The organism is Dyella dinghuensis (genome assembly GCF_003977615.1).
Taxonomy (GTDB): domain Bacteria; phylum Pseudomonadota; class Gammaproteobacteria; order Xanthomonadales; family Rhodanobacteraceae; genus Dyella_B; species Dyella_B dinghuensis.
Window position 1 is genome coordinate 38,365 of record NZ_RYZR01000006.1, and the last position, 26,719, is coordinate 65,083.

Genomic DNA, 26,719 nt, shown 5'->3' on the forward strand with positions numbered 1-26,719 from the left:
GCCTCAACTCACGGATGTGCGCCTGACTGGGTTGACTGCTGATTCGAGGAAACATGGGCGCCATAGGCATACAACCTTTCCAGCATGCGCTGCTTTTGCTCACGCTGCTGGGGCGGAATAAGCTGTAGCGCGGCGTCACCGATCTCTCTAGCCTCGGCAACTCTCCCTTCCCTTGCCAGCGCGGCGGCGAGTATCAATTGAGGCTCCGGATAAAGATTGTCCAGCGATATCGCCTCGCGGGTCGCACTTTCTGCGGCCGGCGGATTGTTCTGAAGCAACAACAGTGCGCCGCGCTCATCCAGATATGCGATATACGTCATCTTCAAGCCGTGCAAGTCTGGAGCGTTCTGGACTTTGTCGAGGAAGAACGCGGCACGTTGCGCGTCGCGCTCATTGATGGCAAGCACTGCCGCATTGAGCATGCAATACGTGCATTGCAAGTTTTTAGCAACGACACTGTCGATGAGCGGCCACGCTCTGGCCCTGTCACCCGCGCCGGAGTAAACGGATATCAATTCGGCATTGGCAACAGCGTCGTCCGGATGGTCATGCAACGCCCATTGCCACAAACTTGCTTCGTTTGACCAAAGCGGCAATGTCATACGAATGCTCATGATCGACATTGCCAACCAGAATAGAAGTACGACATTTGCAGCCAGGGAGATGACACGAGCGATATTTTTGATTTTCGGCAACTGGCGCAGAACGAGCGGAAATAGCACACACACCATAGCCAGCCCGGTCATGGCATAGCGCTCGTGATAAAGGCTGGAGTCAAGATTCGCTGCAACGATATGCAAAACAGGAAGCAACGAAAACGTGACGATAAGTACAACGCTGCCGATCACGAGGCGCCTCAAGGCGCATACGACACCAACCAAAGCGATTCCTAATGTTGCCGCAACCTCCAAGATGGAATGCGCATTGACGACAACGAATTGCTGCAAAGGCACGGGATGCACCGGACTCATGCCGCTGTTCGGCCAAAGAATCATCTGCCAGTAGCGCAGATATAGATAGCTCGTCTCCTGCAAACGCGCAAAAGCCGGCGATGCGTCTTGGTTTCCCTGGAGTGCCAGACCACCTAATGCCCAATGGCGCAAAGCGAGATATGCAATACCTGCAGCAAATACCCCCACATAAGTAAGCGCGTTTTTCCTCAGCAATGCCTTTAGTTGCGAGTGCATAGGGACATTACGGGGAACGTCGAGCACAACCCAATCAAAGACCACGAGCATCAACGGGAAGACGGCGCCAGATTCCTTGGAACACGCAGCGAGAAAAAAGCAGAGAGCCACGCAGAAGGCGCGAGCCCACGCTCGCCTGACCGTGATATTCAGCGTCAACCCAAGCAGCATGAAGAACGTGGCGACAAGATCGAACTGGCATCCGATCCACGCCACTGGCTCGATCAGGACAGGATGCAGTCCATAGACCAACATGGGTATCGCCAATACCAGCCATCGTCTGTGTTCAGGCCATTTGTCGACGGACAGGCGCCAGGCCAACACACCCACAAGCAGGGTATTGATCAGATGGATGACAAGCGATACCGCGTGCATCGGTCCAGGCTGCACGCCAAACAGCCGTAGCTGGATCGTAAACAGACCAATGACAAGTGGCCGAAAGTAATTGACCCAGTTGTTGAAATCTTTCCAGATAAAGTGTTCCCACGCGTTACCCTGGGTGAGCCACGCCTTATTCTGGAAGTCGATCACGTCATCCCAGACAAAACCGGCATGAAGGACAGGCCAATACGTGACGGTGACGATAGCGATGACGGACAGCGCCGCTAAATATAGGACTGGCTTTCTATCACTTGTTGCGGTAAACGCTGAAACGTTCAAAGTGAAGGCCCCCTTATTGGCGTGCGACGCCAGAGTATCTTAGCCCGAAGGCTCGATCGGAAACGCAGCTGGAACCCGCCTATTTACCGATATGTGATGCGGGAGCAAGCAAAGCGGCTAAGTATCTGTCGCCATAGTTGCTTCGACCACGACACTCGTGGCACCTGCCGTATGCAAACAAACACAAAGACGAGATGGGCCATCGAGGAACCGTAATGGGTTACTCCTTTCCTCATTGGGACTGCGCTTCCAAAACCATCGGTCAGCCCTGGTGATCGACGTTTGTCAGTATGATGGTCGAATAGGATCGACGTTCGACAGGGGTGACTGCTTTGAATATTAATGAGGGTGCCACCAGCCGTGGCAGCATATTCAGCTTCTTCCTGCTGGCTTTAGGCGCGGCGCTTTTGGTGACCTTTGTTTATTGGCCGAATCTGCGCGCGAGTTTCGTCTGGGACGATCTGCTCGATTTTCGTCAGGTCGCATGGTTGAGCCATGGCAACGACTGGTCGCGCTACGTCGTGCATGGCTTCAACAACTGGACCTCCTACTTTCGGCCGCTCGTTGTCGCGCTCTTTACGCTGGAGGTCCGCATCTTCGATGTGAGACCAGGCCCAATGCATGGCGTGTCGATAGCGCTGCACGTGATCAACATGGTACTGGTAGGTGTCTACGCGAAAATCTTGAGTGCCGACAAAACATCGAGCGCACAACAATGGCACATAGCGATCTTGCCCATGTTGCTGTATGGACTCCATCCGTTATTGATCGAACCCATCACGTGGATCGGTTGTCAATTCGACCTGGCCGTCACACTTTTCATATTGCTCGGGCTTGTATTGAATGCCGGGTTAAAGCGGATGTGGGTGCGCGCACCGTCCGTCGCCTTTTGCTTTTTTCTGGCGGCATGCTCGAAAGAAACGGCAATAACTTTTCCCTTGCTCATGCTGCTCTCCGACTGGTTCAGCCCCGATGTCGCCCGATGCAAGGGAACGGCTGCACAGCTCAGACAACAACTGAGGCTTCATTGGGTTGTTTATGCATCTGTGCTTGCTGCGGGTATTTTTTACTTAGCGTTGCGAAACATGGCATTGGGCACGTTAGTGCCCACACACAACGGTGAAGGCTTTCCTCCCTTTGCACATCTGCAAGAAGTGAGCTTTCTATATCTGCGTTATTGGCACATGCTCTTCTGGCCGATGGACGGAATGAGCCCAGTGCATCCGCTGCCGATCGCTCTATTTCTAGGCGTTACCCCATCGTCGATTTTCAACATCGCCTTGACGTTATGCATTCTCGCGTCCGGCATTCTATGCATGCTGCGCCGGTTATACGTCGGTGGCTTGATCATGGCAGTCACGGTTGCGTTATTGCCTGTTGTCCATATTCTGCCGATAGGTTTCGATCAAAGCCTGTACCACGAGCGTTACGCCATGCTCGCCCTCGCGATGGCGTGTGCGTGGCTTCCCGCAACATTGCGGTCGATCCCGATTCCGGCCAAGCTGCAACGCATCGCTTCTCTATCGGGCGTTATAGCAGCGGCGTTATGGCTTGCCGTTGGTGCCATGAATGTGCGTGTGACGATTCCGCTTTGGTCAACGCCATTGAATCTATGGCAGTGGGCTTTCTCCCAATACCCGGACTCGATCGAAGTCGAAGACGGGCTTATCGGAAGCTATATCGATCTCGGCTACAACGACAAAGCTTGGAGCGTCATCAATAAGGTCGTAGCCGATAAAGTGCCGTGCGAAAACTGCATGCTTAACGCGGCGTTTCTGGCGATCAATGAGAACAGACTGGACCATGCAGCGTTCTATCTGGACCAGATAGAGGATTCCCCGAAGCTACACGATGACAAGATTATGTACCGTTTTTACCTCACATTGCGCGGAGAATTAGAACTTCTGCAAGGCGATGCAATTCAAGCCGAAAAAAGCGCCCGCGAAGCGATAGGCATCGATAACCTCGACCCTATGTCGCAACAGCTGCTTGCAATGGCGCTGGCGAAACAGGGCCGGCTTGACGAGGCGAACGATGCAGAAGATGTCGCGATTTCCGTTACACCGCCCGATGGTCGCAAGGAACGGCGCAGCATATTCGAGAACTGGTTGAAGCGGATTCAAACGAGTCCTGTATTGAAGTGATGTACTAAGTGAGGCGTGGGCGTCTCAAAACATTCAAAGCTGGTAAGCCGAATAGGTGACGGAGGCGCGAAAAAAGGGACGGAGGGAAAAAAGGGGACGGAGGTAGTTAAGCAAATGGCTAACGCGTCCCTCTTGTCTCGCGGGTCTCGCCTTGATCACCCCTGTTGCTGCACTGAGGCGTATTTAACTACCTCCGCCCCCTTTTCTCCGGACCCCTTTTTTCGCGCTGTATTTTCCTGCCACATTGACGGGCGTCGGCGGTATCGCCTATGCCATATACAGGCATACGCATCCGCCGGTGCACACTTAGGTTTGGTGTGCCTTCTTTTCAGAATCAGTGATTGTCGTTGATTCGCATCTTTCAAACGCCCGCCAAGTGCGGGTGTTTGCCTTTGAGGCATATCTTGCAGTCCTTGAGGAACACGCTCAACATGAAAACTCGAAATACATAAGGGAGTCCGCGCATGCTTCTGAAACAACCGGGAGGGAAGGCTCTTGCTTTGAAGGGGAAGATTCATGACAAGCTGCGTGGCTTTCGTCAGCACAGCTATGGTGAGCGCCTAATGGAGGTTTTAAGGGAGGAGCGTCCGGACGTGAGCACACTTGCGGAGACTTATTTAATTTTGGATAACCCCGGGCTCTTTCACGATAGCGATATTTCTTTCATACGTGAGCTAGTCCGCGTTGTACTCGATGCAATGCTTTCAGAAGCTCAGGTTCAGACGCAGATTGAAACGTCGAAAGAAAGTGAGAATATCGGCGTCGCAAGCATGAAAATTGGTGAGCTCGGACTCAAACTTGGGCGAATAGGCCTTCTTGTAGCGATTATTTCGGCAGTGGCTGCTATTGCGTCTGCCGTAGCTGGTATTGCCGCACTTCATCATTAAGTTGAATGTGGCCTATGTCTCTCAATTTTCGCGAAGTAAGTGGTGCACTCGAAATCGGTGGTGACGATCGACCGGGAGATGAAAACTATATGATTTTCCCAGATCATCCCGCTTTTGATGGATTTATGCACATTTGCATGTGCGTATGCGCTATGAGCTTGGCTATCAGCAAGCTCAGGGACGCGAATGTAAAGGAAGGTGACTACGTTGGTCTGAGTTGCAAAGGACTGGACTATACGATTCGTATTCCCGTTTTCGGCCCTGTTCACCTTGCGCTAGAAAGGCGATCTCCCACCTACGCGCACATTGCCATTCACTGGGGTCGCAACCCAATTGCACAGAGTATTTGGTCCGACCAGCATCGGCAGTGGTTGCAGCGTTCTATATGGCCGGTGTTTGTCGAGCTGTTCGAATCTTCGCCGCCTGGTTGGAAAAAGTGTAGTGATGGACTATGGCCACTGGCCAAGGTGTTACGCAATTCGTATTCCCACGGAGGGAAAATTGCGTGGGACAGGGGAAAAGATGGTGCGGTGGTGGAATGGGGCGGCGTCAGGATTTCAAGGGATCACGACCGAAATAAGCCCGTGGGCGATTTCGTGGGTGACGCGGACCTAATCATCATGATGTTGGCAATGTTCGACGGCAAGATTTAGAACAAGACACAAACGGATTTTGTTACCCGTTGGTCGCTCAATTCGATCGCGCGCAATGAGGAATATCGCCGGAAAAAGGGGTCAGAGCCCTTTTCCACTTTGCATAGCTACCAGCGACCGCCAAATTGACTAGTCGAAAGGGGTTCTGACCTTCTTTGTTTTTGATGAGTAATTTCCGTATAGAAAACATATTCATCATGTCCAAGTCTCTAAAGTGGCCGGAATCCGCCTCCGACCGGAGCGGACATACCTCACCCCAAAGCTGCACGACTTTTGACTCTGACCGGAGAACAAACATGTCTGCACCAGCGACACTCAGCTTTGCCAAAGACATCCGTCCCATGTTCACCGATATGGACGTCGATCACATGAAAAGGGCGATGGACCTTAGCGACCGGGACAGCGTGTTCAAGCACGCAAAAGCCATATATGAAACCGTATCCAGCGGTAGCATGCCGCCAAAGTCCAGCGGCGAAGCGCGATGGACGCCTGAGATGTGTGCGAAGTTCAAGACTTGGCAGGAACAAGGGGGACAACCCTAAGCCGCCACTGACACCTATCAAGCGGGGCTATCGAAGCATTGCGCCCGGAAGTCCTTTTCCATCATTTTCAATTGGCCTTTCGCCCTATCGATGGGGATACTGCCATGCCAATCCCGAGCAATACCTTTGCCGATCCATGGCCGCCGCTTCCTTATGCAGATTTTGCGGCTACTCAGTATTTTCTTCAGATGGGCCTGCAGGCCATCGGCAAGTTAAAGCTGCAAGAACCCTTTCAGCCGCAATGGGCCGGAGTGGTTCTATGCGTGAATGCGCAAGGTTTGACAACAGGTCCAATTCCGTACGCTGGTGGCGCGTATGAAGTTCGTGTCGATTTGATCTCGCACAAGGTCGAGTGCATTACCAGCGCAGGCTTTGCGGGCAACTTTAAATTGGCCTCGATGTCTGTCGCGGAGTTTGTGGCGTCTCTTTTTGATCTTCTCCATGCGGCGGGTGTCGACGTTTCCATTAACTTGAACCCACAAGAAGTATCCAACCCCATTCCTTTTAATCAGGACAAAGAGCCACGCGCCTATGAACTGGCATGGGTCAACCATTGGTGGCGAATCCTTCTAAGCACACAGCGTGTGTTGCAAACCTTCCAAGGAAGATTCCTGGCTAAAACGCAGCCTATAGGTCTTATGTGGGGAACGATGGACATCCGCTGTACGCTTTACAACGGCAAGCCCGCCTCACCCGGTGCGAATGCCGACTACATCCGGCGTAATGCGATGAATGCGGAACTTATCGAGATGGGATGGTGGTCCGGCACAGCCGCTTATCCCCACGCGGCGTTCTATTCCTTCACGCATCCGCAACCTGCGGGAATCGAAAACGCACGAATCAGCCCGCCGGGCTCGCGATGGGATTCAAACCAGAGAGAGTTCGTTTTCGATTACGACGACTTGCGTAAGTCGAAAAATCCCGACGGCGATCTGTTGACGTTTTTCCAATCCGCCTACGAGGCCGGTGCAAAGTGTGCAGGATGGGAACGCAGTCTCATGGGGACTGGAAAGCCGATTTAGCGCCTTTTTCATTGATTGGCCAAAAAGGGCAGAGTCGTTTCTAGGGTCGCCCTGTGGATGCCTGAAGAAGAACAGGGCGATAGTGCTCCAGTCCCGGCACATCCAATGTTGGGATCTTGGCTTCATCGTCCCAGCGGCGGAGTTGCACTGCGACGCTGGCATTCGGCAGCGCTTCGAATGCTGCGACTTCTTCGTCACTCATCGGGCCGCCCTGGATGTGCAGGCTTTCGACGGACGATGGTGACAACCGTGCGAGATAGGTCGGATCAGTTGCGCAGAGGTAACGCTTGGCCGAGACGTGCAGGCGCACCGTTTCGGTAACGTCTTCGCCAAACCATTGCGCCAGATACGCCGCCGCAACGTTTTCGTGTGCGCCGTCTACGCCGTGTTGCGCGATGTCTTCGGGCAAGCCGTGCAACACATGACCGATGTCGTGCAATAACGCGGCGGCTATCGTCGCCGGACTGGCTTGAGACTGCTCAGCGAAATGCGCGCATTGCAAGCAATGTTCGAGCACGGAGACGGGTTCGCCGAAATACGCTTCTTTTCCTTGCGCCGACAGCAAGTCCAGCAATTGGTCGACGTGTTTGGCGTGGGTCATTAGCGTGCTCCGTAGCGAACCGTGTCTGGCAGACGATGGTTGCATCGTCTGTTGACCGGTTGAAGACGGATAGTTAATGAGCCTTGGATGTCGGCTAGTGCGCGGATGTCTAGACGACCGGGCGGCCTTGTCTAGCGCGCCCGATCCATCGCTTATTGCTTCAGCGTAATGAACCTGCCCGGCACCGTCTGGCAATTCACGGCACTTGCCAGCAACGAGCCTCGCTGAAACGAAAAACTCTTGTCGGTGGTCGGCTGGAAGAATTCGACGAATTCGAGGCTGCGCTTGCCGAGTACGAAACCGCCAATCAGCGGATGGTTCACGGCGTACATCATCGGTATCAACGCCATCATCGATGTGGCGGGCACGCCGATGAGATGTTCTTCCAGATCGCCGCTCTGCTGGCTGTGTTGCGGGTAGAACCACAGCGGCGTGCTGATGAACAGAAATGAATGTTCGCCCATGCTGGTAAGCAGTGTGCGCAGCAACCACTTCGCGGTTTCGGCGGTGAGATGCTCGATCACGTCCAGCAGGCAGATGATGTCGTACTTGGCCAGGCGATCGGAGGGAATGCTTTGCGCCATGCCGTGCCACACGTTGCGATAGATCTCGCGCGCGAACATTTCCGGGTTGTTGCAACTGCCCTCGAAACCATCCACGCCATCCACCGACCAATGCGTCGTGGCGGCATTGGCCTTGAGCATCTCACCCAGGCCGCCTTTGCCAAAACCGATGTCGAGCACTTCGACCTTGGCGGCGTTGTCTTTCAGGATGTGGAAGATCAACTCTTTCGGTGAAGCGGATTCGCCGCCGGGAAGCAGCGTGGAACCGATGATCGGATCGATCACCTCGTAGTCTTTGACGATCTGGCGCAGCATGGTGGACCTTCTTATCTTTCGATGCGTGTGTGTTCTGGATCAGCCTTGCAGGTAATTGAACAGGCTGGTGCCCTGCACTTTCGCGAACACTTGCTGCGATGCCTGCAGCGCCGTCGATTGCAACGATAGGTTGCTGATGGCGGTGGTGATGTCGACGTTCTGCACATCCGTTAGTGCTGTTTGATACGTCACGCCCAGGTCGGAATAGCTGCTCTGCTGCTGTTGCAATGTATCCAGGCGGCTGCCGACGGCTACCGTGGTACTGGATACGCTGCTCATGGCCTGGCCGAGCGCTTCCAGCTGCTGGTTCATGGTGTTGGTGAGCGCAGCGCCGGTTTGGCCGCCCTGCAAAGCGTTGATCATGTTGTTGAGCGTGGTGAATACGTCTTGCGTGTTCGATGACGTATCGGATTGGATGTTGACCGTATCGCCCGCAGCAGGCGTGCCGCTCAAGGCGAGAGACATGCCGTCGAAGCTGATGCTGCCGCCAGCCGTGTACGTGCCGGTGATCGGATTGCCGCTGCTGTCGGTGACGGGGTTGCCGGCGGCATCCGTCACGCTATACGTACCGTTGGTGCCGAAAGTAATCGTGTCGTTCAACGGACCGGACGCTGTAGCAGCTTGGTAAGCGGCAGTATCCGTCACGCTGTTGGCACCTACGACTAGCGTTCCCGTGTTGCTGGTACCCGCACTCGCAACGAAGGTGCCGTTGCCGGCTGGCAGATTCATGAAGAGCGAACTACCGGAATCGCCATTGGCGACCTGCAGCCCCTGCCCGATCGACACAAACGATTGTTGATTGTTACCGGCGTAGGTGACCTGGCCGGTGCTGCTGTTCATCACAAAAGGCGTGGTGGTAGTACTGGTACCGGCAAACAGCGCATTGCCGTTGGCATCGGTGGTGTTGGAATACTGCACGAGCTGATTGCGGTACTGCGTAAGCTCGGTGGCGATGTTGCTGAGATCGCTGCTCGACAACGCGCCGTTGATCGAACTCAAACCCAGATCATTCACGCTGTTGAGCAGATTGCTAACGCTGCTGAGCGTGCTCGACTCCGTGGACAGACGCGTGTTGGCGCTGGTGATGTTGTTGGTGTATTCGGTGTTCTCGGCCAGGATGTGATTCAAACCCACGATCTGCGCGGCGCCGATCGGATTGTCGGACGGCACGTTGATGGCATTGCCGGTACTCACCTCGTTCTCGGTCTGCGACAGCGCGTCCTGCTGACTGAGCATGGTGTTGACCTGTTGCTGATACATCCAGCTGGTGGAGATGCTGATCATGATTATTAGCCGTCCTCTATTGCAGTGATCAGGCTGGTGAACAGCTGCTGTGCCGTCGAAATCACCTGGGCCGAAGCCTGGTAGGCCTGCTGGTATTGCACGAGGCTGGCCGCCTCGGTGTTGAGGTTCACGCCAGCGAGGCTTTGCTGATTGCTCGCGGCCTCGTTGTAGAGATTGGTCTGCGTCGTCAGGTCGCTGGTGGCCAGACTACCCGCGTCGCCCACTTGTGTGGTGAGGTTCGAGTAGCTGTCCACCACCGAGGTTTTGCCGCCGTCCAACACGCCGCTATCGGCGAGCCCTGCCAGCGCCAACGCATTGGCGTTGCTGTTGAGGCCGTTGGTATTCGCGGCAACCGTGAAGCTATCGCCGCTCGCGGGCGTACCGCTCAAGCTAAGACTCCAGCCGTCTGCAGTGATCGGTTGGCCAGAGGTATACGTGCCGGTCGTGGTGTTTCCGGCGCCATCGGTAATCGTGTATGCGCCACCCGCACCAAAGGTGACAGTCGCGCCGGAGAGCAGATTGGCGTTGCTGGAGTTGGTGACGCTTACCGAACTCACCGTCGCCGTGCCGGTGTTTGCCGTCGCCGCGGTGCCGGCCAGCGCTGCGGCTGCAGCGATGCCATTGGGATCGGTCATGCTTACCGTCAACGACGTTGATGCGTTGCGCGTCGGTTCGATCTCGTAGCTGTCGCCGGTTTGTGCGGTGCCTGACACGTTGAGTGTCAGGCCATCGGCCGACAACGAGCCATTGGAGTTAGCCGTCAACGCCACGCTTTGTCCGGTGGTGGTGCTCAGACTCCAACCATTGGTACCCGTGCCCGAACCGGTGTAGCGAAGAATGTAATCGGATGTGGTGAGCTGCGAGACATCGCTGATCGAAGCGCTGACACTCGCGCTACCGGCATTGGTGCTGGAAGGCAGCACGTCGGGTGAGCCAACGCTGAAAATCGCCTGCCCTTGTTGCCCGTTGAGATTCAGGCCATCGGCCTGCTGTGCGTTGACGCTGGATGCCAATGCGATCGCCGATTGACCCAATGCGTTCTGCGCAGGCTCCAACACCGTGTTGCGATAACTGACCAATGCACCGAGGCTTCCGCCCGACAACTGCGACGTGATGTCGTTGCCTGATGTGTCGAAGACGTCGGTGCTGCCCGGATCGTATTGATTGGGACCTGAGGCCAACGCATACGACTGTGCGCCGCTGACCAGGGTATCGCCCGAGCTTGTATACACGGCGATCGAGCCGTTGCTGTCAGTCGCCGTCGAAATGCCTGTGAATCCGGCCAGCTGCTGAATTAGCTGGTCTCGCTGGTCGAGCAAACTGTTTGGATTGCTATTGCTGCCCGACGCCAGGATCTGCTGGTTCAATGTCGCGATCTGCGACGTCAGACCGTTGATGCTGGTGACGGTATCGCCGATCTGCTGATTGACCTGCGACGACTGCTGGCTGAGCTGTTGTCCGAGCGTGTTGTAGACGCTGGTCAGCGATGATGCATCGCCCAACACCGATTGCCGCACTGAAGAGGAACTGGGTGAGTTCGCGACGCTGCTGAAGCCACTGTATAGATTATCGAGCGCAGTCTGCAGATTGCCGCTGCCACTGAACGCGCTGTTGAGCGTGCTGGTCAAATTGCTGGTGGTGGTGGCAGCCTGAAGATTGCTGTTGCTGCTCCACAGGGCAGTCGTCAGGAATTGGCTGTAGGCGCGCTGCACAGCGACCACATCGACACCGCTGCCGATGGTGTATTGGCTGTTGCTTTCGCCGCCGATGGTTTCGACCTGATCGACGCGTTCTTCGCTGTAGCCGCTGGTGCTGGCGTTGGCAATGTTGTTGCTGACCGTGGCCAGCGCAACCTGAGCGGCATTCAAACCGGAAATGCCTATGTTGAGCAAGCTGGACATGGAGCCATCCTCAATAGCAAAGCCGAGTGCGCACGATCCTCATGGGTACGCTCACGGTGTCGGCAGGAAAGTGGTTTTCTTGAGCGCGTCCAAGGCGTCGCGCATCATGGAACTGTTGGCGATGGCCGCGACCTTGCCCGCGTAGTCGGGGTCGGTGGCGTAACCGCCTTCGATCAAGGCCTTGGCGTAGCCCAGCACATCGTCGCCGCGGCCCAGGGCGCGCGAGTAACGGGGGTCTTTGCCGATCAGGTCGGCATAGTCGGCCAGGGAGTCCGCGGTGGATTTGTAGGAGCGGAACTGCGCCTGCTTGCGCACGGCAATACCGCCTTCGTATTCCACCGTGGGCACATTCACGCGTGAACCGCCCCAACCGCCGCCGGCCTTGATGCCAAAGAGATTAAAGCTGCTGGAGCCGTCCGAATGCGTGGGCATGTGCTTGCCCCACTGCGTTTCCAGCGCGGCCTGCGCCAGCACGGTACGCAAGGAAAGACCCAGTTCCTTCGCCACGACGGTTGCCTGCGGCGCGAGTTCGCGCACGAAGGCTTCTGCATCGGCTGGAATCGATGCCATCGCTGAGCGGCCGGCGGAACGTGCGTCGTCGGCAATGCGATACAGGCGCTGCTTCCAGTTATCGACAAGACCCGTGGTGCTGGGATCGACGCCGGCCGTCTTGCCATCGCCAGCCTGATTGCTGTTATGACCGCCGAGCTGACGAACCAGCAAATCGGCAATGCCTAAGCCTTTACCGTGTTGCGAGAGATTGAGCGACAACTGCTGGTCGTACATGTCTTGCCATTGATCGCCAGCCTGACTTTCAAAGAGCGGATCGCCGAAATTGGCATCGCGCATCGATTTCAAAAGCATTTGCGTAAACATCGCTTCGAACTGCTTGGCGACAGCGGGCAGCGTGCCGCCCTGATCGGCCTCGGCCTGATGACGCAACGCGCTGAACCCGGACAAGTCTGTCCAGGTACTTAAGCTTTTGGCAGCGGCGTTGCCGATATCGGCCATGTCAGATCACCACCAGATCCGCGTGCAAGGCACCGGCTTGTTTCAGCGCTTCGAGAATGGAGATCAGATCCGTCGGCGTCGCACCGACTTGATTCACGGCGCGCACAATGGAATCCAGACTCACGCCCGGGCCGAACTTGAACATGTGCCCGCCGGTCTGGTTGATCGACACAGCGCTATTCGGCACCACCGTCGTCTGACCATTGCTGAAAGGTGCCGGCTGGCTGACTTGCGGTTGTTCGCTGATGGTGACCTGGATCGAACCGTGCGCGACCGCCGCAGCGCTCACGCGCACATCCGAACCGATCACGACAGTACCGGTGCGCGAATTGACGATCACGCGCGCGGGCGCATCGCCCGGATCGACATCCATCGATTCGATCGCACCAAGCCATGCGACTTTTTCGCTGGGATCAGCCGGGCCACGCACCGACACCGAACCGCCATCCAGCGGATGTGCGGTACCGGCGCCGTAAAGATGATTGATCGCATCGGCAATGTGGCTGGCGGTCGTGTAATCGGCCGTGTTGAGATTCAACACGAGATCGCCCGGATTGGAGAACGACGAGGCGACCGTGCGTTCGACCGATGCGCCGTTGGGAATGCGGCCGCTGGCAGAAATATTGATCTGCACGCTCGATCCGCTCTTGCCCGATGCACTGACGCCGCCGACCACGACACTGCCCTGCGCCACGGCATACACGCTGCCATCTGCGCCGCGAAGTGGCGTCATCAACAATTCACCACCGCGCAAGCTCTTCGCGTTACCGATCGAAGCCACGGTCACGTCGATCGCCTGACCTGGCTTTGCAAAAGGCGGGAGACTGGCCGTGATGGTCACGGCGGCGACGTCTTTCAGCTGCGGCGCAGTACCGGTAGCCGGCAACGACACACCAAACTGCTTGAGCATGTTCTCCAGGCTTTGTGTGGTGAACGGCGCCTGCGTGGTTTGGTCGCCGGTGCCATCGAGACCGACGACCAGGCCGTAACCGACGAGTTGATTGCTGCGCACGCCGGCGACTTGCACGAGGTCGCGGATTTTGTCGGCGTGTGCGGTGTTGGGGATGAAACCGCAGAGCGACACAAGCAATGCAACGATGGCCGCAACATTCACTCCCTCTCCCCGCCGGGGAGAGGGTTGGGGTGAGGGGCCAGTCTTGCCTCCCAACTCATTTTTTTTGCGATGAAAAAGCTGCATACATTGTACTCGGAAAATGGAGTGGTTCGCGAGGTTGTCCCCTCACCCCAACCCTCTCCCCGGCGGGGAGAGGGAGTTCAAATCAGTAAGGCATCCACTTCGAATTAAAGAACCGTGCCAGCCAGCCTTGCTGGTTGGCACTGTTGAGTACGCCACGACCGGTATAGGTAATACGCGCATCCGCCACACGCGTGGAATCGACCGAATTGTCCTGCTCGATATCTTCAGGACGCACAATCCCGGAAAGACGAATCAACTCCTGACCTTGATTGATCGTCAGCCACTTCTCGCCACGCACCATCAGATTGCCGTTGGAAAGCCGCTGCGACACGGTGACGGTGAACTCACCCGTCAGCTGATTGCTCTGCGTGCTGCTACCCGCGCCATCGAAACTGTTGGCGGAGTTCAAATTGGAATCGGCCGTGTTGCCGCCCTTCACGCTCAGCGTATGACCCAGCACTTCCGGCGCGTTGATCGTGTTCTTGTCGGTCTTGGCGGTGGTCGTTTCGGACTTCTTGCTGGCCTGCATTGCCTCGACCAGGTTAATGGTCAGAATGTCGCCGACACGATGCGCGCGCGGATCGTTGAACAGTTCCAGGTTCTGCATGTCGTGATAAATCGAACCATCCGGCGGCGGCGCTTTCTGTTGCTCGACCGGCGCGGTCGCGGCCCACTCGGCGTCTTCCTGCTTCTGACGCTCACCGATGCTGCCGCAACCTGCAAGCACCGCCAGCAGCAACGATGCGCCTGCAATACGTACGTACAGAGTTGATATAGCCATGACGTTACTACTCAGGTCTTGTTGATGACGAACTGCAACATGTCGTCGACGGCACTGATCGACTTGGAGTTCATCTCGTAGGTTCGTTGGGCTTCGATCATGTTGACCATCTCTTCCACCGTGTTGGTGTTGGAGGATTCCAGCGAGCCCTGCGCAATCGTGCCCATGCCGTTGATACCGGGTTGTCCGGTCTGGGCTGCGCCGCTGGATTCGGTCTCCAGGTAAAGGTTCTGTCCCATGGCCTGCATGCCCGCCGGATTGATGAAGTTGGCAAGCTGGATCGTGCCGACCGTCGTGGGCGTGGTGGAGCCGTTGCTGGTCACGCTGACGGTGCCGTCGGTGCCAATGGTGACGTTGTTGACGTTGGCCGGCAGCGTGATCGATGGAACCAGCGGATAACCATCCGCTGTCACGAGCTGACCGGTGGAATCTTCATGCAGCGAACCGTCGCGCGTGTAGGCCACGGTGCCGTCGGGCAAACTTACCTGCAGAAAACCGTTGCCGTTCACGGCGAGATCGAGCGAGTTGCCGGTTTGCGTCACCGCACCTTGCGTAAACAGTTTTTCGCTGCCGACCACTTTCACACCGGTGCCAAGCAACAAGCCCGACGGCGATTGCGTCTGCTCGGTGGTCTGGCTGCCGGGCTGGCCTTCGTTCTGATACATCAGGTCCTGGAACGACGCACGCGACGCTTTGAAACCCGTGGTGCTGGCGTTGGCCAGGTTGTTGGAGATCACGTCCATCTGCGTCTGCTGCGCATCGAGGCCGGTCTTGGCAATCCAGAGTGAAGAAAACATGGCTTTGCTCCGTTCGTTTACGCGTTAGCTAGCGGTCTGCAGAAGTTTGGTGCTGTCGTCCGCATCGTCTTCAGCGGTCTTGATCGAACGCACTTGCATTTCGTATTGGCGAGACAGCGAAATCATCTTCACCAGCTCGGACGATGGATTGACGTTGCTGGCCTCGAGCGCGCCGGATGTCACCGTAACGGTGTCGTCCGCATCGGCATCGCTGCCATCGTTCATGTGCATCAGGCCATCGGCGCCCTCGGACATCTGCGTGGGATCGGGATTGACCAGCTTGAGTTTTCCGACCGCGGCAATCGTGCTGGGGCCCTGACCCATCGGCACGGTGGAAATCGTGCCGTCTTTACCGATGGTGATTTGCGAGCTTTGGGGAATGGTGAGCGGACCGCCATCGCCCATCACCGGATTGCCGCGCGAATCGAGCAGATTGCCGTCTGCATCGATCTGCAAATTGCCGGCACGCGTGTACGCTTCGCCGCCATCCGGTGATTGCACCGCGATCCAGCCCGGTCCGTTCACTGCAACATCCAATGGACTGCCGGTGTGCTGGATCGCACCTTGCGTTTCGTCCTGCCCAATGCCCTGTGCCACGGCGTTGATGCGCGTATTCGCACCGGGGCCGAGCACGGGCACGCTCTGGAAAGCGCTGAGCTCGCTTTTGAAACCGACGGTGGATGCGTTGGCCAGGTTGTGGCTGACGGCGTCCTGCGCACGCATCGTCTGCGTGGCACCGGTCATGGCGATGTAGACGGAACGGTCCATGGCTTATCAGCTGCGATCGACCGCGGAGAACAGCGCCTGGTCGAGCGAACTGACCGTGCCCAGCATCTGCGAATTGGCTTCGTAGTCCTGCTGTGCCTGGATCATGTTCACCAGCTGCGCGGTGGTGTCGGACGTGTTGGACGTTTCCAGCTGACCCTGTTCGATATCGCCGAACTGACCCGTGCTGGCCGTACCCATGACGGCTTGGCCCGACGATTGCGTCGCCACCCAGTCGTTGTTGCCGACCTGCTGCAAACCCTGCTGGTTGGAGAAGTTGGCAACAGCAATCTGACCGAGCTGCGTGGTCTGGTTGTTGGAATAGATTGCCGTGACGATGCCGTCTGTTCCGATTTCAACGTTTTGCAACACACCTGCTGCGAAGCCGTTCTGATTGAACGTGCCCGGCGCATACGCCGTACCGAACTGCGTCGTGTTGGTGACGTTCATCGTCATCGGACTGGGGAACGTGGCGCCGTTGGTCGGCTGCGTCGGCGTGAAGCTGAGGTCGCCATTGGCGGGCGTCACCAGCGCACCGGCGCTGTTGAACGTCATCGTGGCGGTACCTGCGCTGTTGCCATCGATATAGAGATTGGCGTTCCAGGTGTTGTTGCCGGTCTTGACGTAGTAAACCGTCGCGCTGTGCGTACCGCCCTGCGAGTCGTACACGCTGAACGTCGATGCGTTGTTGTAGCTGTTCGTGTCGGTGGTGCTGAACGGATCGGTAGGTACCGTGTCTTCAGCATCGAGATTCGAGTTTGCGTTGATCGTGCTGGTCGGCGTCGCCGCGCTCTGTGCCGTGTTGAGCTGAAGGTTGGTGAGCGTGCTGGTATTGAAGCCACCCGCCGTGGTCGGCGGATAGACTTGCAAATACGCACCGCTGGCGGTGGTCACAAAACCGTTGGCGTTCTCCTGGAACGCGCCGTCGCGGGTGTACTGATTGCCGCTGCCGTTGTTGACGACGAAGAAACCGTTGCCGCTGATCGCCATGTCCAGGCTGCCGTTGGTGGTTTCCAGGTCGCCCTGCGTGAATTGCTGTTCGACATCCGTCAGCTCGGCACCGCTACCCACGGTCGACGAACTCAGATTGAGGCCGGTGACGGCATACACTTCGGCGAACTGCGCGGTCGATCCCTTGAAGCCGACCGTGCCTGCGTTGGCGATGTTGTTGGAGATGACATTCAGTTGGTCTTCGGCTGCATTGATGCCGCTGAGTGCTTGATTGAGAGCCATGCGTTATTCCTCAGGAGTGCGATGTCGGTCGATGTCGCCGACGTCAGTTGATCTGTGCCACTTGACTCAGCGGTACGCCACCGACGCCCGCTACTTGCACATACGTACCCGTGCTGCTGCCGCCGTAGCCGACACCTGTCACCGCGCCGGATGCATAGGTATCCAATGCGGCCGTGCCACCGCCGTTGTTGGCCGAAATGTTGTAAACGCCATTGGCGACGGCATTGCCGTTGCTATCCGTACCGTTCCAGCTGAACTGCGCGAGGCCTGCTTGCTGGTCGCCCAGGTCGATGGAGTTGACGAGGTTGCCGCTGCTATCAGTGATGTTCACCACGACGTCGCCGGCGGTCGAAACATTCACGGCGCCATTCACCGCAGTGCCCGTGTAATCGAGCGTGCTCGACGGCACCAGCACCTGCTTGCCGACCAGATTGGATGCATTGAGCACCTGCGAGGTCTGCGCGTTGCTGGTCATGTTGCTGTTCATGGTGTTCAGCGTGCTGTCGATGTTCTGATCGGTGGACAAGGTTGCAAACTGCGCGAGTTCCGCGGCCATCTGCGAGTTGTCCATCGGTTGTGTCGGATCCTGGTCCTGCAGCTGCGTGGTGAGCAGTTGCAGGAAATCCGATTGCGTCATGGTCGCGCCCGAGGACGGCGCGCTCGTCACCGTGCTGCCGGTAAGGCTGAGCCCGCTGACGGAAGATGTGTTGGTGCTGCTACCTACGGCTGACATAAAAGAGCTCCGGATTAGCTGCCAAGATCGATCGTCTTGATCATCAGCTGCTTGGTGGTGTTCATGACTTCGACGTTGTTCTGATACGAACGTGATGCGGAAATCATGTTCACCAGTTCATCGATGGGATTGACGTTGCTGCCGTAGACGTAGCCGTTCTCGTCCGCCATCGGATTGCCCGGCTCGTAATGCGACTCCACCGGCGACTGGCTTTCCGTCACGCCGACCATGCGCACGCCGTTGTTCACGCCGTTCGTGTTCTGCGTGCCGATACCGCCGTCGCTATCCTGCGTCGGCGCAAACATCAGTTCTTTCGCCTTGTATGCGGCGTCGGGACTGCTGCTGACGCTGTCGGCGTTGGCGAGGTTGCTGGCGACGGTGTTGAGTCGCAGCGATTCGGCCGACATGCCGGAACCGGCCGTGTCGAAGATCTTCATCAATGACATCAGCTTTGCCCTCCACCATTGATGGCCAGGCGCAGCGTCTGAATCGAGCTATTGATGAAGCTGAGGCTCGCCTGGTAATGCACCATGTTGCTGGCGAAGGCGGATTGCTCGGCCTGTGCATCGACGGTGTTGCCGTCCATGCTCGGCTGCGTCGGCACGCGATACTTCAGATCATCGGTCGACGTGGTGGTGCTGGAATCGATCTGTCCTTCGCTGGGTGTAGCGAGCTGAAGATTGGACGACTCGCCACTCGCCTTCTGCAGGGCTTCACGAAAATCGACATCACGCGCCTTGTAGTTGGGCGTGTCTGCGTTGGCGATGTTGGACGCAATGGTTTCCGAACGCTGCTGCCAAAGGCCGAGAGCCTGGCTGCTCAGTCCGAAAACGTCCTCAAGTGCTGAACCAATGATGCCGATACCCATGATGAATTCCCCGCAACGTTGAATGCTTGCAGTGGGTCATGAGCAAGTTGTATGCCACGCGGGAAAAACCGCATGGCGCGGCCATTTGACGCCGCACATGCGTGTGCAGCGCAATGTGCCGCGACGTTATACCGACGCGGCAAGGACGGATTCCCGACGGCTCTCCTGCCGGGAGTCGCCCGTCAATTTGTTGACGGCGCCATCAACTCCATCACCGTTTTCGCCAAAAGATCGGGCTGGAATTTTGCGATGAAGCGATCCGCGCCGACGTCGCGCACCAGCGCTTCGTTGAACACACCACTTAAAGAGCTGTGCAACAGCACCTTGAGTTTGCGCAGCGCAGGCGTCTCGCGGATGGCGCGCGTCAACGCATAGCCGTCCATACGTGGCATTTCGATATCCGACACCACCAGCGACACCATCTGTTCGCCGCTTTCGAGCATCGCCTGCAGCCGCTCCAGCGCTTCGCGGCCGTCCTGGCAGACCACGCATTCCACCTGCATCTGCTCGAACAGACCGGTGATGCGCTGCCGCGCGATGACCGAATCGTCCACCACCATCACGCGCAGCAGCGATAGATGCTGGTGCTCGGCCTGCTGCTGAATATGGTGCGAGACTTCTTTGGCGCTGCCTTCAATGCTGGCGAGGATCTGTTCCACATCCACGACCGCCATCAATTGACCGTCGATACGGCTGACGGCGCTGACACGACCGCCAAAGCCCAGGGCGCTGGACGGCGCCTCGAGCGTGTCGCCCGTGAAATGGGCGATGCGCTGGAAATCGGCCACCAGGAAACCCTGCACGGTGCAGCTGAATTCGGTCACCAGCAGATGGGCGGATTCGGCGTTGGCCTGCGGTGGATAACCCATCGCGGCGGCCAGATCGATCACCGGGATGGTTTTGCCGCGATAGTCGAAACTTCCGGCCATCAGTTCGTGCATGCCGGGAAGGCGCTCGAGCGGTGGCTTGCGCAACACTTCGCGCACTTTGAAGACGTTGATGCCGAACAGCTGCTTTTCACCCAGCCGGAACAACAGCATGGCGACACGGTTGTGACCGGCCAGCCGGGTATGGCTTTCCACGCTGTCCAGTAATGCCGTACCCGTCATGGTGTTCCTCGTGCTTACAACTGTTGGTCTTTCACTATCGGCGTGGCATCCCATCGACTTGAGACCTCTGCTTTTTGCTCGTCATTCCGGCGCAGGCCGGAATCCAGTAACGACAACGTATGTAGGTGCCGGGCATGGATGGGGCTCTTTCGCCACTGGATTCCGGCCTGCGCCGGAATGACGAGCGAGGGAACTGAGGCCCGTCCGGACCATGGCACACGCCTTGCATCCTCAAGTTCCGACGCTTCCCGACGATTTCAGGGAACCAACGAATGGAATTGCTCCGCCTATGAGTCTGATCCGCAGCCAGCACGTGGCCGCCTTGACCCAAGCCGCCCTCGCCGGAAACAACGCCGAGCTGGCTTCGCTGAGCCGCCGGTATCCGGAGGTCGCCAAGCTGTTGGCGCCGCTATTCGCGCGCCTGGAACCCCGCGCGCCCGCCGCCGTTGCGCTGCAGTCGCTGGAGCAGCAAAGCCTGGTGCTGAGCCACGCGCAGACGCTTCACCGTGAACAGAGTGCGCTGGAGCAGTCGATTGGCGAAAGCCGCGACGGCGTCGGTCAGTTGACGGACAACAGCGCCGGGATGTCGACAATCCTGCAGCAGGCGCAAGGCGGCATCGATCAGGCGACCAAGGCCGGCAGCCAGAGCGCCGCCAGCGTGAGCGAACTGAACGGCCAGCTGCGCCTGTTGCGCAGCGCGCTGTCGTCCATGCATCAGAACCAGAGCCAGCTGACCGAACAGATTGCGCAGATCCGCGCGCTGACGACCAGCGTGCAGGACATTGCACATCAAACCAATCTCGTCGCCCTGAACGCCGCGATCGAAGCGGCGCGCGCGGGCGAAGCAGGCCGCGGTTTTGCGGTGGTGGCGGACGAGGTGAAGCAGCTCGCCGAGAAAACCACGCAAGCCACGGCGGAAATTGAAACCGTCACCGGTGCCATCGGCGCCTTCTCATTGCACATGAGCGGCAACGTGCAGCAAGGTTTGCAGCGCCTGGAGCGTGCACAAACCGGCATCGGCGATACCGAACGCAGCATGCAGCAAGGTGGCGAATCCTTGCAGAACGCCAGCGATCGCCTGCGTGCCTTGCGCGAATCGCAGGATGGATTGCACGTTCGCGCGACGACGATGAAAGCGACGCTCGGCGCCTTGCAGCGCCGCGCCTATGAAGCCCGTCGCCACGGCGAAGCATTGGGACGCGCCGCGGCCTTGGCGCATCGCCTGTGCCTGAGCTGGCTGGAAGGCGAAAGCGGCAACGATATTGCGAGTCTTAGCCTCACGGTACGCGAATCGGTATTGGGCCTTCGTCAAAGCATCGAACTGGCTTTGCAGGAACCGACTGCGCTGGATCGCCGCTGGTTCGATACCGATGTACTGCAGCGCAGCCTCGATCGCCTGATGGCGCGCCACACCAACCATCCTTCGTGCGCAACGTTGCGCGAGTCGGCGGCGCGCTTGCACGAACACGGCAGCGCTTTCGTCGAACTGCTCAACAACGGCGAATTCGATCTGGCGACGCAGTTGTCCGGCAAGCTGGAAAACGAGCGCGACACCATCAACAACCAACTCGCCGCGATGCTCGCCGACGACTTGCCATGAATCGTGTGACGACCACCGCCCTGCTCTTTGCGCTCGTGGCTTCGGCCACGAGTGCGTTTGCAGATGGCACCACGCCGGAGCAATTGCGCAGCGCCGCTGAACAGGCGGTGCGCGCGCAATATGCCGATGCAGGCAGCCGGGTGGTGATCGTGCCGACGAAGCTGAGCGAGCGTCTTCGTCTCGCGGCGTGCTCGAAACCGTTGCAAACACATTTGCCGAATCGCCAGGGAACGCCTTCGCGTGTTGCGGTGGCGATCAGCTGCACCGGCACGCCCGGTTGGACCATCCAGGTTCCCGTGCAGATGCAGGTGTTCCGTCAGGTGCTGGTCACCAGCCGGCCGCTGGCGCGCGGCGACATGATCGGTCCGGCCGACGTGCATGTCGAAGAACGCGACATCACGCGCATGGGTTACGGCTATGTGGAAAGCGTCGACCAGATCACCGGTCATGCCGTGGCCCATCCGCTGATCGGCGGGGTGGTGCTGGAACCAGGCGACCTGGCTGGGCGGGAAACCGTCCATTCCGGCGAAGAGGTTTCCTTGATCGCCCAGGTCGACGGGATCGAGGTCCGCACCGCCGCAATGGCCCTGGACGCCGGGGATACCGGTTCGCACCTGCGTGTCCGGAACGACACTTCAGGCAAGATAATCAATGGCATAGTGCTGGGGGCCGGCGAGGTTCAGGCCCTTCCTTAACACTTTCAACCAAACGTACAGAATGTGATCGTCGGCACTAAAGTTTCCCCCGGGAAGGCCGATATCCCTTTCAGGACTCATCCGCACACGGGAATCCTAAGCACTATGAACAACACAATTTCGTCCAACGGATTGCCGCAGCTGCCGCTCGCCACCACGAACGCGGACAGCAACGCCAATCAGACCAACGCAACCACGTCTGCGTCGAACACGGCTGCCACGCAGTCCAACGACAGCGTGAAGTTGACCGATTCCGCCCGCGCCCTGCAGCAAGCCAGCAGCGCGGACAGTCCGGTCGACACCGCCAAGGTCGAAGCCATCAAACAGTCGCTGGCTGCGGGCACCTACAAGGTGGACCCCAACGCCATTGCCGACAAACTGACCTCCATGGAAAGCCAGATCAGCGGCAAGTGATGACATGAGTCCGAATCTGCAGGCCGAACTCGGTGCCGCCTTGCGCACCGTCCTGGATGAAATGAGCGCGACTGCCACGCAGCTCATCAACGTCCTGGACGAAGAGCGCGAAGCACTCGAAGCCGCCGACGCCAAAGCGCTCAACCGCTCGGGCGAGGCCAAGCAGATGTTGTTGCGCAGGCTCGAACAGCTGGACGTCGAACGGTTGCATCTGAGCAACACGAGCACTGAAGCCGCGCAGCAAACCGACTCCATCTGGCGCGATCTGCTGAAGTCACTCGCCGTCTGCCGCGACAAAAATCAGCGCAATGGCGCTCTGGTCAATCAACGATTGACACAAGTGCGACGTGCGCTGTCCGTGCTGACGGGCAGCGATTCGCAAGTCGGCACGTACGGTCAAAACGGTGCGGTTCGCAGCGCACATCGTTCGGTTCCGCTCGCACAAGTTTAAAAGTCTGTATCGCAATCCCCTCGTGAGTGGGCGCGTTTTCCCGCACACGGTAACGCACGACCCGCACGGAACCGGTCCATGACGATGACAGCACCCGCGACGACTACCGCTCCTCTGAACGCACCGACGACGCTGAGCGACATGCTGCTGCCGGTCGTGCGCAGCCCGATGCTGGATCGCGACGAAGAACTTTTTGCCTACGAGCTGGTGTTCTATCGCCAGGGCGCGGGTACCGACGCCGACACCACACTGCTTGGCGGCATTGTTTCCGGTATTACCGATGGCGCGATCACGCGCCTGGTTCGCGGCAACCGCGCGTTCATGCGCCTGTCGCGTTCGTTGCTGCTTGAGCAGACCGATATCCTTGCGCACACGCCGCGTCTGGGCGTGATCATGGATCCATTCCAGGTTCGCGACGTCGCACTCGTGCAGCGTCTTCAGCAGCTCGCGCTGCGCAATTGCCCGATGATGCTGGATCTGGGATCGATCGATCCCGCATCGAGCGAACCGCATGGTCCGCTTGAACCGCTCTTGCGTCTTGCCCGCTACGTGCGCATCGACGCAAAGACCATGGATGCCGCGACGCTGGAAAGCCGCTGCAACCAACTCTACGATCGCGGACTTGGCGTTATCGCAGGCAACGTCGACGATCATCTGACCTACGCGCGCTGCAAGAACCTGCCGTTCCAGGCGATTCAGGGGCGCTATCTGCTGGTGCCTCAGCAGATTGAAGTACCTGTGCTTACGCCCAATCGCCTGAGTCTGTTGCGCCTGATGAAAGCGTTGCAGGAAAGCAGTGCAGGTCCGGTGGAGCTGGGCGAAATCATTCGCGATGACGCCGTGCTCAGTTACAAATTGCTGGGTTGCGTGAACTCGGCGTACTTCGCACTTCCCCGTCAGCTCAAATCCATCCAGCAGGCCGCGATCTTTTTCGGTCTCGCGCGCATGCGCAACTGGATTCACACGATGACGCTGAGCGGCATGGACGATCGTCCGCCGGAACTTCTACGCGCTGCACTGATTCGTGCGCACATGTGCGAGAAGCTCGCGCAGGGTATGTCGACCGAGCAGCAGGACATGGCGTTCATGGCCGGCCTGCTGTCGCTGCTCGATACCTTGCTGTGCGCGCCGATGGAATTCGTGTTGAGCCATTTGCCGCTGGCGCCGGAGATTCGCGAGGCGCTGGTGGAGGATCGCGGTCCGTTTGCGCCGATCCTTGGGCAGATTTATGCCTGGGAATCGGGGGATATGCGCACTAATCAGATGCCGCCGCAGAGTATTCGCAAGATGGCGGGGGCGTATTTTGAGGCGACGCAGTGGGCGGATCAGGTTTATTCGTTTTCTGAGCAGCGCGCGCACTGAGTCAGTTGTTTATTCGCTGATCTGCGCAACGTGGATCAGCGACTCGCGCGCGCACTCTCCTTACTCCCTCAGTCTCCAACGCTCGTCATTCCGGCGAAGGCCGGAAGCGCTCGACAACAGCGAAGCTGGTCATTCAGTGACCTTGGTTTTCATCTGTGCGATATCGCCAGGTTGCCGCTTACGCAGCGGGCGTTTCGTGCCTCTGCCGAGGCCCGAGTCACTTTTCTTTGCGGGCCCAAAGAAAAGTAACCCAAAGAAATGGCCTGAGAGGCTCACAGCAATGGCTGGATAGAAACCCGGGAGGGCGGTGCCCACATGAGCCGTTACGTTTCAAATACGCCGCGCCGCTACACCGCAACGCGGTGTGGTCCTGAGGGCTTAGAGCATGCGGCCACCCGTCTTGCGGAGCGACTCGCTTTCGGCCCTCACCGCTTAATAGTCGCGGTTTAGCCGCCCCGCGGAAGCGGGCACGCGAGATATCTGGCTGGAGGCGATCTGCCATGCTTATTTACGTCAACAACAAAAGCTTTTAAGGCCATTTCTTTGGGTTACTTTTCTTTGGGCCAGCAAAGAAAAGTGACTCGGCTGCCGGCAGGCAGTCGAAACGCCCGCTGCGTAAGCGGCAAACTAGCGACAACGCACAGCTAAACGATAACGACACTGGATGACCAGCTCCGCTGTTGTAAAGCGCCTCCAGCCTTCGCTGGGATGACGGTGAGGCGGTGAGCAGGAATGACGAGATAAACGTTGTCGCAAGACGGTCAATGACACGCGTTCAGCCGCAACGCGAAAACCGCGCATCACCCCGCATAAGCCTCCCGCTGCCGAAACCCCCTCCTCAAATCCTGCAACGCCCGATCCACCAACGCATCCGGCAACTTATCAACACGCCCACGCGAAGCAGTCATCCCCCGCTCGATCACATGATTGTCCTCAAGCATCTGCACCATCGACACATGATCAGCCGCAGCAAGTGCGTTACCCAACTCGCTTACAGGGGGCTTCACGCGCAACTCAAGCTGCTCACGCAAGGCATCGACAACCGGCAACGGTAGCTCCCAGTGCTTCGCCGCCCGCAACGTAAGGTGATTGGATATCCGCACGAAACTGGCTAGAAATTCACGACTGAATACGTCGAGCGTCGATGGCGCCTCCTGATCGAGCACGCGAACCATCGCGCCGACACCAGCATTGCTGACCACGCCAGCCAGATAGGCTTCAAAGGGATCGTTGTACCCCTTCGCCAAATACGTACATGCCTGCGCACAACGTTCCGCATGATCCCAAAGCTGCTGACCGGCCGTGTGGCCAACCGTGCCGGCACTGCCTTTAAGTATCGGCTTCATGACGTGCATGGTGACCACGCGACGCAGACCATCATGGCCGAGCAGCACGACGGCATGCTGCAGACTGCTGATCGGCCTGGCCGTGCGGTAATGGGCACTGCGGCTGACCCGCATCACTTCGCCCACCAGGACCGGATCCCGGCTGATCAGTTTGGCGACCTTGATGCCGTCGGAATCTTCGCTCTTGAGCAGGCGCAACAACTGCGGCAGCACCTCGGGCAATCGTGGCAACGTGGTGATGTCGAAACGTTCGCCACCACACAACTCTTCAAACCGCTTGAGCAGCAGCTGTTCCTGCGGCCGCATCTCGGCGACGTCGGAATCGGGCATGCCAAGCAGCATGCGATAGAACGCGTCCTGGATGTCGGCGCTATCCGGCGCGGCAGGCAATTCTTCGGGCGACAGCGGTTCGGGCCATGCAAGCACCACGCCGAGACGTGGCCGCTCTTTTGGCTCATCGCGCCCGAATAGTCGCTTCCAGAATGCCAGCATAGTTACCCTCGACCGACCCCAATTGGCTCACATTTCCCGCACATTCCGCTAAAGGAATCGCGGTGGCACCTGCCCGTATTGGGTATCGGCATAAATGGCGGATTC

Annotated in this window: 26 protein-coding genes; 10 read left to right on the forward strand and 16 right to left on the reverse strand. The window is 58.1% G+C overall.

Annotated features, from left to right (window positions below; translation table 11 throughout):
* Positions 1-8: 8 nt before the first annotated feature.
* On the reverse strand, positions 9-1,847 hold the full coding sequence (locus tag EKH79_RS11240) for a tetratricopeptide repeat protein (protein ID WP_126673924.1): 1,839 nt from the start codon (positions 1,845-1,847) through the stop codon (positions 9-11).
* 332 nt (positions 1,848-2,179) lie between these two features.
* Here EKH79_RS11240 and EKH79_RS11245 point away from each other — a divergent pair, with 332 nt between their 5' ends.
* The 5 genes from EKH79_RS11245 (at position 2,180) to EKH79_RS11265 (ending at position 7,095) form a co-directional block, all read left to right on the forward strand.
* Complete coding sequence (locus EKH79_RS11245; protein ID WP_126673925.1) at positions 2,180-3,991, forward strand: tetratricopeptide repeat protein; 1,812 nt, start codon at positions 2,180-2,182, stop codon at positions 3,989-3,991.
* 464 nt (positions 3,992-4,455) lie between these two features.
* Entirely contained in the window at positions 4,456-4,878 is a 423-nt protein-coding gene (locus tag EKH79_RS11250; protein WP_126673926.1) for a hypothetical protein, read from the forward strand.
* A gap of 14 nt (positions 4,879-4,892) precedes the next feature.
* On the forward strand, positions 4,893-5,531 hold the full coding sequence (locus EKH79_RS11255) for a hypothetical protein (protein ID WP_126673927.1): 639 nt from the start codon (positions 4,893-4,895) through the stop codon (positions 5,529-5,531).
* A 296-nt stretch (positions 5,532-5,827) separates the two neighbouring features.
* Positions 5,828-6,073 (forward strand): hypothetical protein, encoded by a 246-nt coding sequence (locus tag EKH79_RS11260; RefSeq protein WP_126673928.1) that lies wholly within the window; start codon positions 5,828-5,830, stop codon positions 6,071-6,073.
* 104 nt (positions 6,074-6,177) lie between these two features.
* A complete protein-coding gene (locus EKH79_RS11265) occupies positions 6,178-7,095 on the forward strand; it encodes a DUF5996 family protein (protein ID WP_126673929.1) in 918 nt (305 codons plus the stop codon).
* A 40-nt stretch (positions 7,096-7,135) separates the two neighbouring features.
* Here EKH79_RS11265 and EKH79_RS11270 read toward each other — a convergent pair whose 3' ends face one another.
* From EKH79_RS11270 to EKH79_RS11335, 14 genes are all read right to left on the reverse strand, one after another.
* Positions 7,136-7,696 (reverse strand): HD domain-containing protein, encoded by a 561-nt coding sequence (locus EKH79_RS11270; RefSeq protein WP_126673930.1) that lies wholly within the window; start codon positions 7,694-7,696, stop codon positions 7,136-7,138.
* A 152-nt stretch (positions 7,697-7,848) separates the two neighbouring features.
* On the reverse strand, positions 7,849-8,574 hold the full coding sequence (locus EKH79_RS11275) for a class I SAM-dependent methyltransferase (protein ID WP_199754266.1): 726 nt from the start codon (positions 8,572-8,574) through the stop codon (positions 7,849-7,851).
* 39 nt (positions 8,575-8,613) lie between these two features.
* The gene (gene flgL / locus EKH79_RS11280; protein ID WP_233590288.1) at positions 8,614-9,858 is read right to left on the reverse strand and encodes a flagellar hook-associated protein FlgL; all 1,245 of its coding nucleotides are present in this window, start codon (positions 9,856-9,858) and stop codon (positions 8,614-8,616) included.
* A 5-nt stretch (positions 9,859-9,863) separates the two neighbouring features.
* Entirely contained in the window at positions 9,864-11,759 is a 1,896-nt protein-coding gene (flgK, locus tag EKH79_RS11285) for a flagellar hook-associated protein FlgK (RefSeq protein WP_126673931.1), read from the reverse strand.
* Positions 11,760-11,810: 51 nt separating this feature from the next.
* Positions 11,811-12,770, reverse strand: coding sequence for a flagellar assembly peptidoglycan hydrolase FlgJ (gene flgJ, locus EKH79_RS11290; protein ID WP_126673932.1), 960 nt, complete (start codon positions 12,768-12,770; stop codon positions 11,811-11,813).
* A 1-nt stretch (position 12,771) separates the two neighbouring features.
* Complete coding sequence (locus EKH79_RS11295; RefSeq protein WP_425478497.1) at positions 12,772-13,884, reverse strand: flagellar basal body P-ring protein FlgI; 1,113 nt, start codon at positions 13,882-13,884, stop codon at positions 12,772-12,774.
* 166 nt (positions 13,885-14,050) lie between these two features.
* Positions 14,051-14,749, reverse strand: a complete 699-nt coding sequence (gene flgH / locus EKH79_RS11300) for a flagellar basal body L-ring protein FlgH (RefSeq protein WP_126673934.1) — start codon at positions 14,747-14,749, stop codon at positions 14,051-14,053.
* An 11-nt stretch (positions 14,750-14,760) separates the two neighbouring features.
* A complete protein-coding gene (gene flgG, locus EKH79_RS11305; protein ID WP_126673935.1) occupies positions 14,761-15,546 on the reverse strand; it encodes a flagellar basal-body rod protein FlgG in 786 nt (261 codons plus the stop codon).
* 24 nt (positions 15,547-15,570) lie between these two features.
* Complete coding sequence (gene flgF / locus EKH79_RS11310) at positions 15,571-16,314, reverse strand: flagellar basal-body rod protein FlgF (protein WP_126673936.1); 744 nt, start codon at positions 16,312-16,314, stop codon at positions 15,571-15,573.
* A gap of 6 nt (positions 16,315-16,320) precedes the next feature.
* Positions 16,321-17,544: a flagellar hook protein FlgE gene (locus tag EKH79_RS11315; RefSeq protein WP_126673937.1), complete on the reverse strand. Its 1,224-nt coding sequence runs from the start codon at positions 17,542-17,544 to the stop codon at positions 16,321-16,323.
* 43 nt (positions 17,545-17,587) lie between these two features.
* The gene (locus tag EKH79_RS11320; protein ID WP_126673938.1) at positions 17,588-18,277 is read right to left on the reverse strand and encodes a flagellar hook assembly protein FlgD; all 690 of its coding nucleotides are present in this window, start codon (positions 18,275-18,277) and stop codon (positions 17,588-17,590) included.
* A 14-nt stretch (positions 18,278-18,291) separates the two neighbouring features.
* Complete coding sequence (gene flgC / locus EKH79_RS11325) at positions 18,292-18,723, reverse strand: flagellar basal body rod protein FlgC (protein ID WP_126673939.1); 432 nt, start codon at positions 18,721-18,723, stop codon at positions 18,292-18,294.
* Complete coding sequence (flgB, locus tag EKH79_RS11330; protein WP_126673940.1) at positions 18,723-19,145, reverse strand: flagellar basal body rod protein FlgB; 423 nt, start codon at positions 19,143-19,145, stop codon at positions 18,723-18,725. Before flgB ends, flgC begins: the two co-directional genes overlap by 1 nt.
* Before the next feature lie 182 nt (positions 19,146-19,327).
* Positions 19,328-20,254 carry a chemotaxis protein gene (locus EKH79_RS11335; RefSeq protein ID WP_126673941.1) on the reverse strand — a complete coding sequence of 309 codons (927 nt, stop codon included), beginning with the start codon at positions 20,252-20,254 and terminating at the stop codon, positions 19,328-19,330.
* A 289-nt stretch (positions 20,255-20,543) separates the two neighbouring features.
* Here EKH79_RS11335 and EKH79_RS11340 point away from each other — a divergent pair, with 289 nt between their 5' ends.
* The 5 genes from EKH79_RS11340 (at position 20,544) to EKH79_RS11360 (ending at position 24,776) form a co-directional block, all read left to right on the forward strand.
* Positions 20,544-21,854, forward strand: a complete 1,311-nt coding sequence (locus EKH79_RS11340; protein ID WP_126673942.1) for a methyl-accepting chemotaxis protein — start codon at positions 20,544-20,546, stop codon at positions 21,852-21,854.
* On the forward strand, positions 21,851-22,549 hold the full coding sequence (flgA, locus tag EKH79_RS11345) for a flagellar basal body P-ring formation chaperone FlgA (protein WP_126673943.1): 699 nt from the start codon (positions 21,851-21,853) through the stop codon (positions 22,547-22,549). The genes EKH79_RS11340 and flgA overlap by 4 nt, the downstream gene beginning before the upstream one ends.
* Positions 22,550-22,654: 105 nt before the next feature.
* Positions 22,655-22,963 carry a flagellar biosynthesis anti-sigma factor FlgM gene (flgM, locus tag EKH79_RS11350; protein WP_126673944.1) on the forward strand — a complete coding sequence of 103 codons (309 nt, stop codon included), beginning with the start codon at positions 22,655-22,657 and terminating at the stop codon, positions 22,961-22,963.
* Positions 22,964-22,967: 4 nt separating this feature from the next.
* Positions 22,968-23,414: a flagella synthesis protein FlgN gene (locus tag EKH79_RS11355; protein ID WP_126673945.1), complete on the forward strand. Its 447-nt coding sequence runs from the start codon at positions 22,968-22,970 to the stop codon at positions 23,412-23,414.
* A gap of 78 nt (positions 23,415-23,492) precedes the next feature.
* Entirely contained in the window at positions 23,493-24,776 is a 1,284-nt protein-coding gene (locus EKH79_RS11360; RefSeq protein ID WP_233590289.1) for an EAL and HDOD domain-containing protein, read from the forward strand.
* 800 nt (positions 24,777-25,576) lie between these two features.
* Here EKH79_RS11360 and EKH79_RS11365 read toward each other — a convergent pair.
* Positions 25,577-26,614, reverse strand: coding sequence for an HDOD domain-containing protein (locus tag EKH79_RS11365; RefSeq protein WP_126673946.1), 1,038 nt, complete (start codon positions 26,612-26,614; stop codon positions 25,577-25,579).
* Positions 26,615-26,719 lie beyond the last annotated feature (105 nt).

Coding starts and splice junctions, on each gene's coding strand:
- flgH (WP_126673934.1), bottom strand. CDS start 14,749: ATGGCTATATCAACTCTGTACGTACGTATTGCAGGCGCATCGTTGCTG.
- flgB (WP_126673940.1), bottom strand. CDS start 19,145: ATGGGTATCGGCATCATTGGTTCAGCACTTGAGGACGTTTTCGGACTG.
- flgK (WP_126673931.1), bottom strand. CDS start 11,759: ATGTCCAGCTTGCTCAACATAGGCATTTCCGGTTTGAATGCCGCTCAG.
- flgM (WP_126673944.1), top strand. CDS start 22,655: ATGAACAACACAATTTCGTCCAACGGATTGCCGCAGCTGCCGCTCGCC.
- EKH79_RS11250 (WP_126673926.1), top strand. CDS start 4,456: ATGCTTCTGAAACAACCGGGAGGGAAGGCTCTTGCTTTGAAGGGGAAG.
- flgF (WP_126673936.1), bottom strand. CDS start 16,314: ATGGACCGTTCCGTCTACATCGCCATGACCGGTGCCACGCAGACGATG.
- flgA (WP_126673943.1), top strand. CDS start 21,851: ATGAATCGTGTGACGACCACCGCCCTGCTCTTTGCGCTCGTGGCTTCG.
- EKH79_RS11275 (WP_199754266.1), bottom strand. CDS start 8,574: ATGCTGCGCCAGATCGTCAAAGACTACGAGGTGATCGATCCGATCATC.
- EKH79_RS11270 (WP_126673930.1), bottom strand. CDS start 7,696: ATGACCCACGCCAAACACGTCGACCAATTGCTGGACTTGCTGTCGGCG.
- EKH79_RS11255 (WP_126673927.1), top strand. CDS start 4,893: ATGTCTCTCAATTTTCGCGAAGTAAGTGGTGCACTCGAAATCGGTGGT.
- EKH79_RS11320 (WP_126673938.1), bottom strand. CDS start 18,277: ATGTCAGCCGTAGGTAGCAGCACCAACACATCTTCCGTCAGCGGGCTC.
- EKH79_RS11260 (WP_126673928.1), top strand. CDS start 5,828: ATGTCTGCACCAGCGACACTCAGCTTTGCCAAAGACATCCGTCCCATG.
- flgJ (WP_126673932.1), bottom strand. CDS start 12,770: ATGGCCGATATCGGCAACGCCGCTGCCAAAAGCTTAAGTACCTGGACA.
- flgG (WP_126673935.1), bottom strand. CDS start 15,546: ATGTTTTCTTCACTCTGGATTGCCAAGACCGGCCTCGATGCGCAGCAG.
- EKH79_RS11315 (WP_126673937.1), bottom strand. CDS start 17,544: ATGGCTCTCAATCAAGCACTCAGCGGCATCAATGCAGCCGAAGACCAA.
- flgC (WP_126673939.1), bottom strand. CDS start 18,723: ATGTCATTGATGAAGATCTTCGACACGGCCGGTTCCGGCATGTCGGCC.
- EKH79_RS11355 (WP_126673945.1), top strand. CDS start 22,968: ATGAGTCCGAATCTGCAGGCCGAACTCGGTGCCGCCTTGCGCACCGTC.
- EKH79_RS11340 (WP_126673942.1), top strand. CDS start 20,544: ATGAGTCTGATCCGCAGCCAGCACGTGGCCGCCTTGACCCAAGCCGCC.
- EKH79_RS11265 (WP_126673929.1), top strand. CDS start 6,178: ATGCCAATCCCGAGCAATACCTTTGCCGATCCATGGCCGCCGCTTCCT.
- EKH79_RS11335 (WP_126673941.1), bottom strand. CDS start 20,254: ATGACGGGTACGGCATTACTGGACAGCGTGGAAAGCCATACCCGGCTG.
- flgL (WP_233590288.1), bottom strand. CDS start 9,858: ATGATCAGCATCTCCACCAGCTGGATGTATCAGCAACAGGTCAACACC.
- EKH79_RS11365 (WP_126673946.1), bottom strand. CDS start 26,614: ATGCTGGCATTCTGGAAGCGACTATTCGGGCGCGATGAGCCAAAAGAG.
- EKH79_RS11360 (WP_233590289.1), top strand. CDS start 23,493: ATGACGATGACAGCACCCGCGACGACTACCGCTCCTCTGAACGCACCG.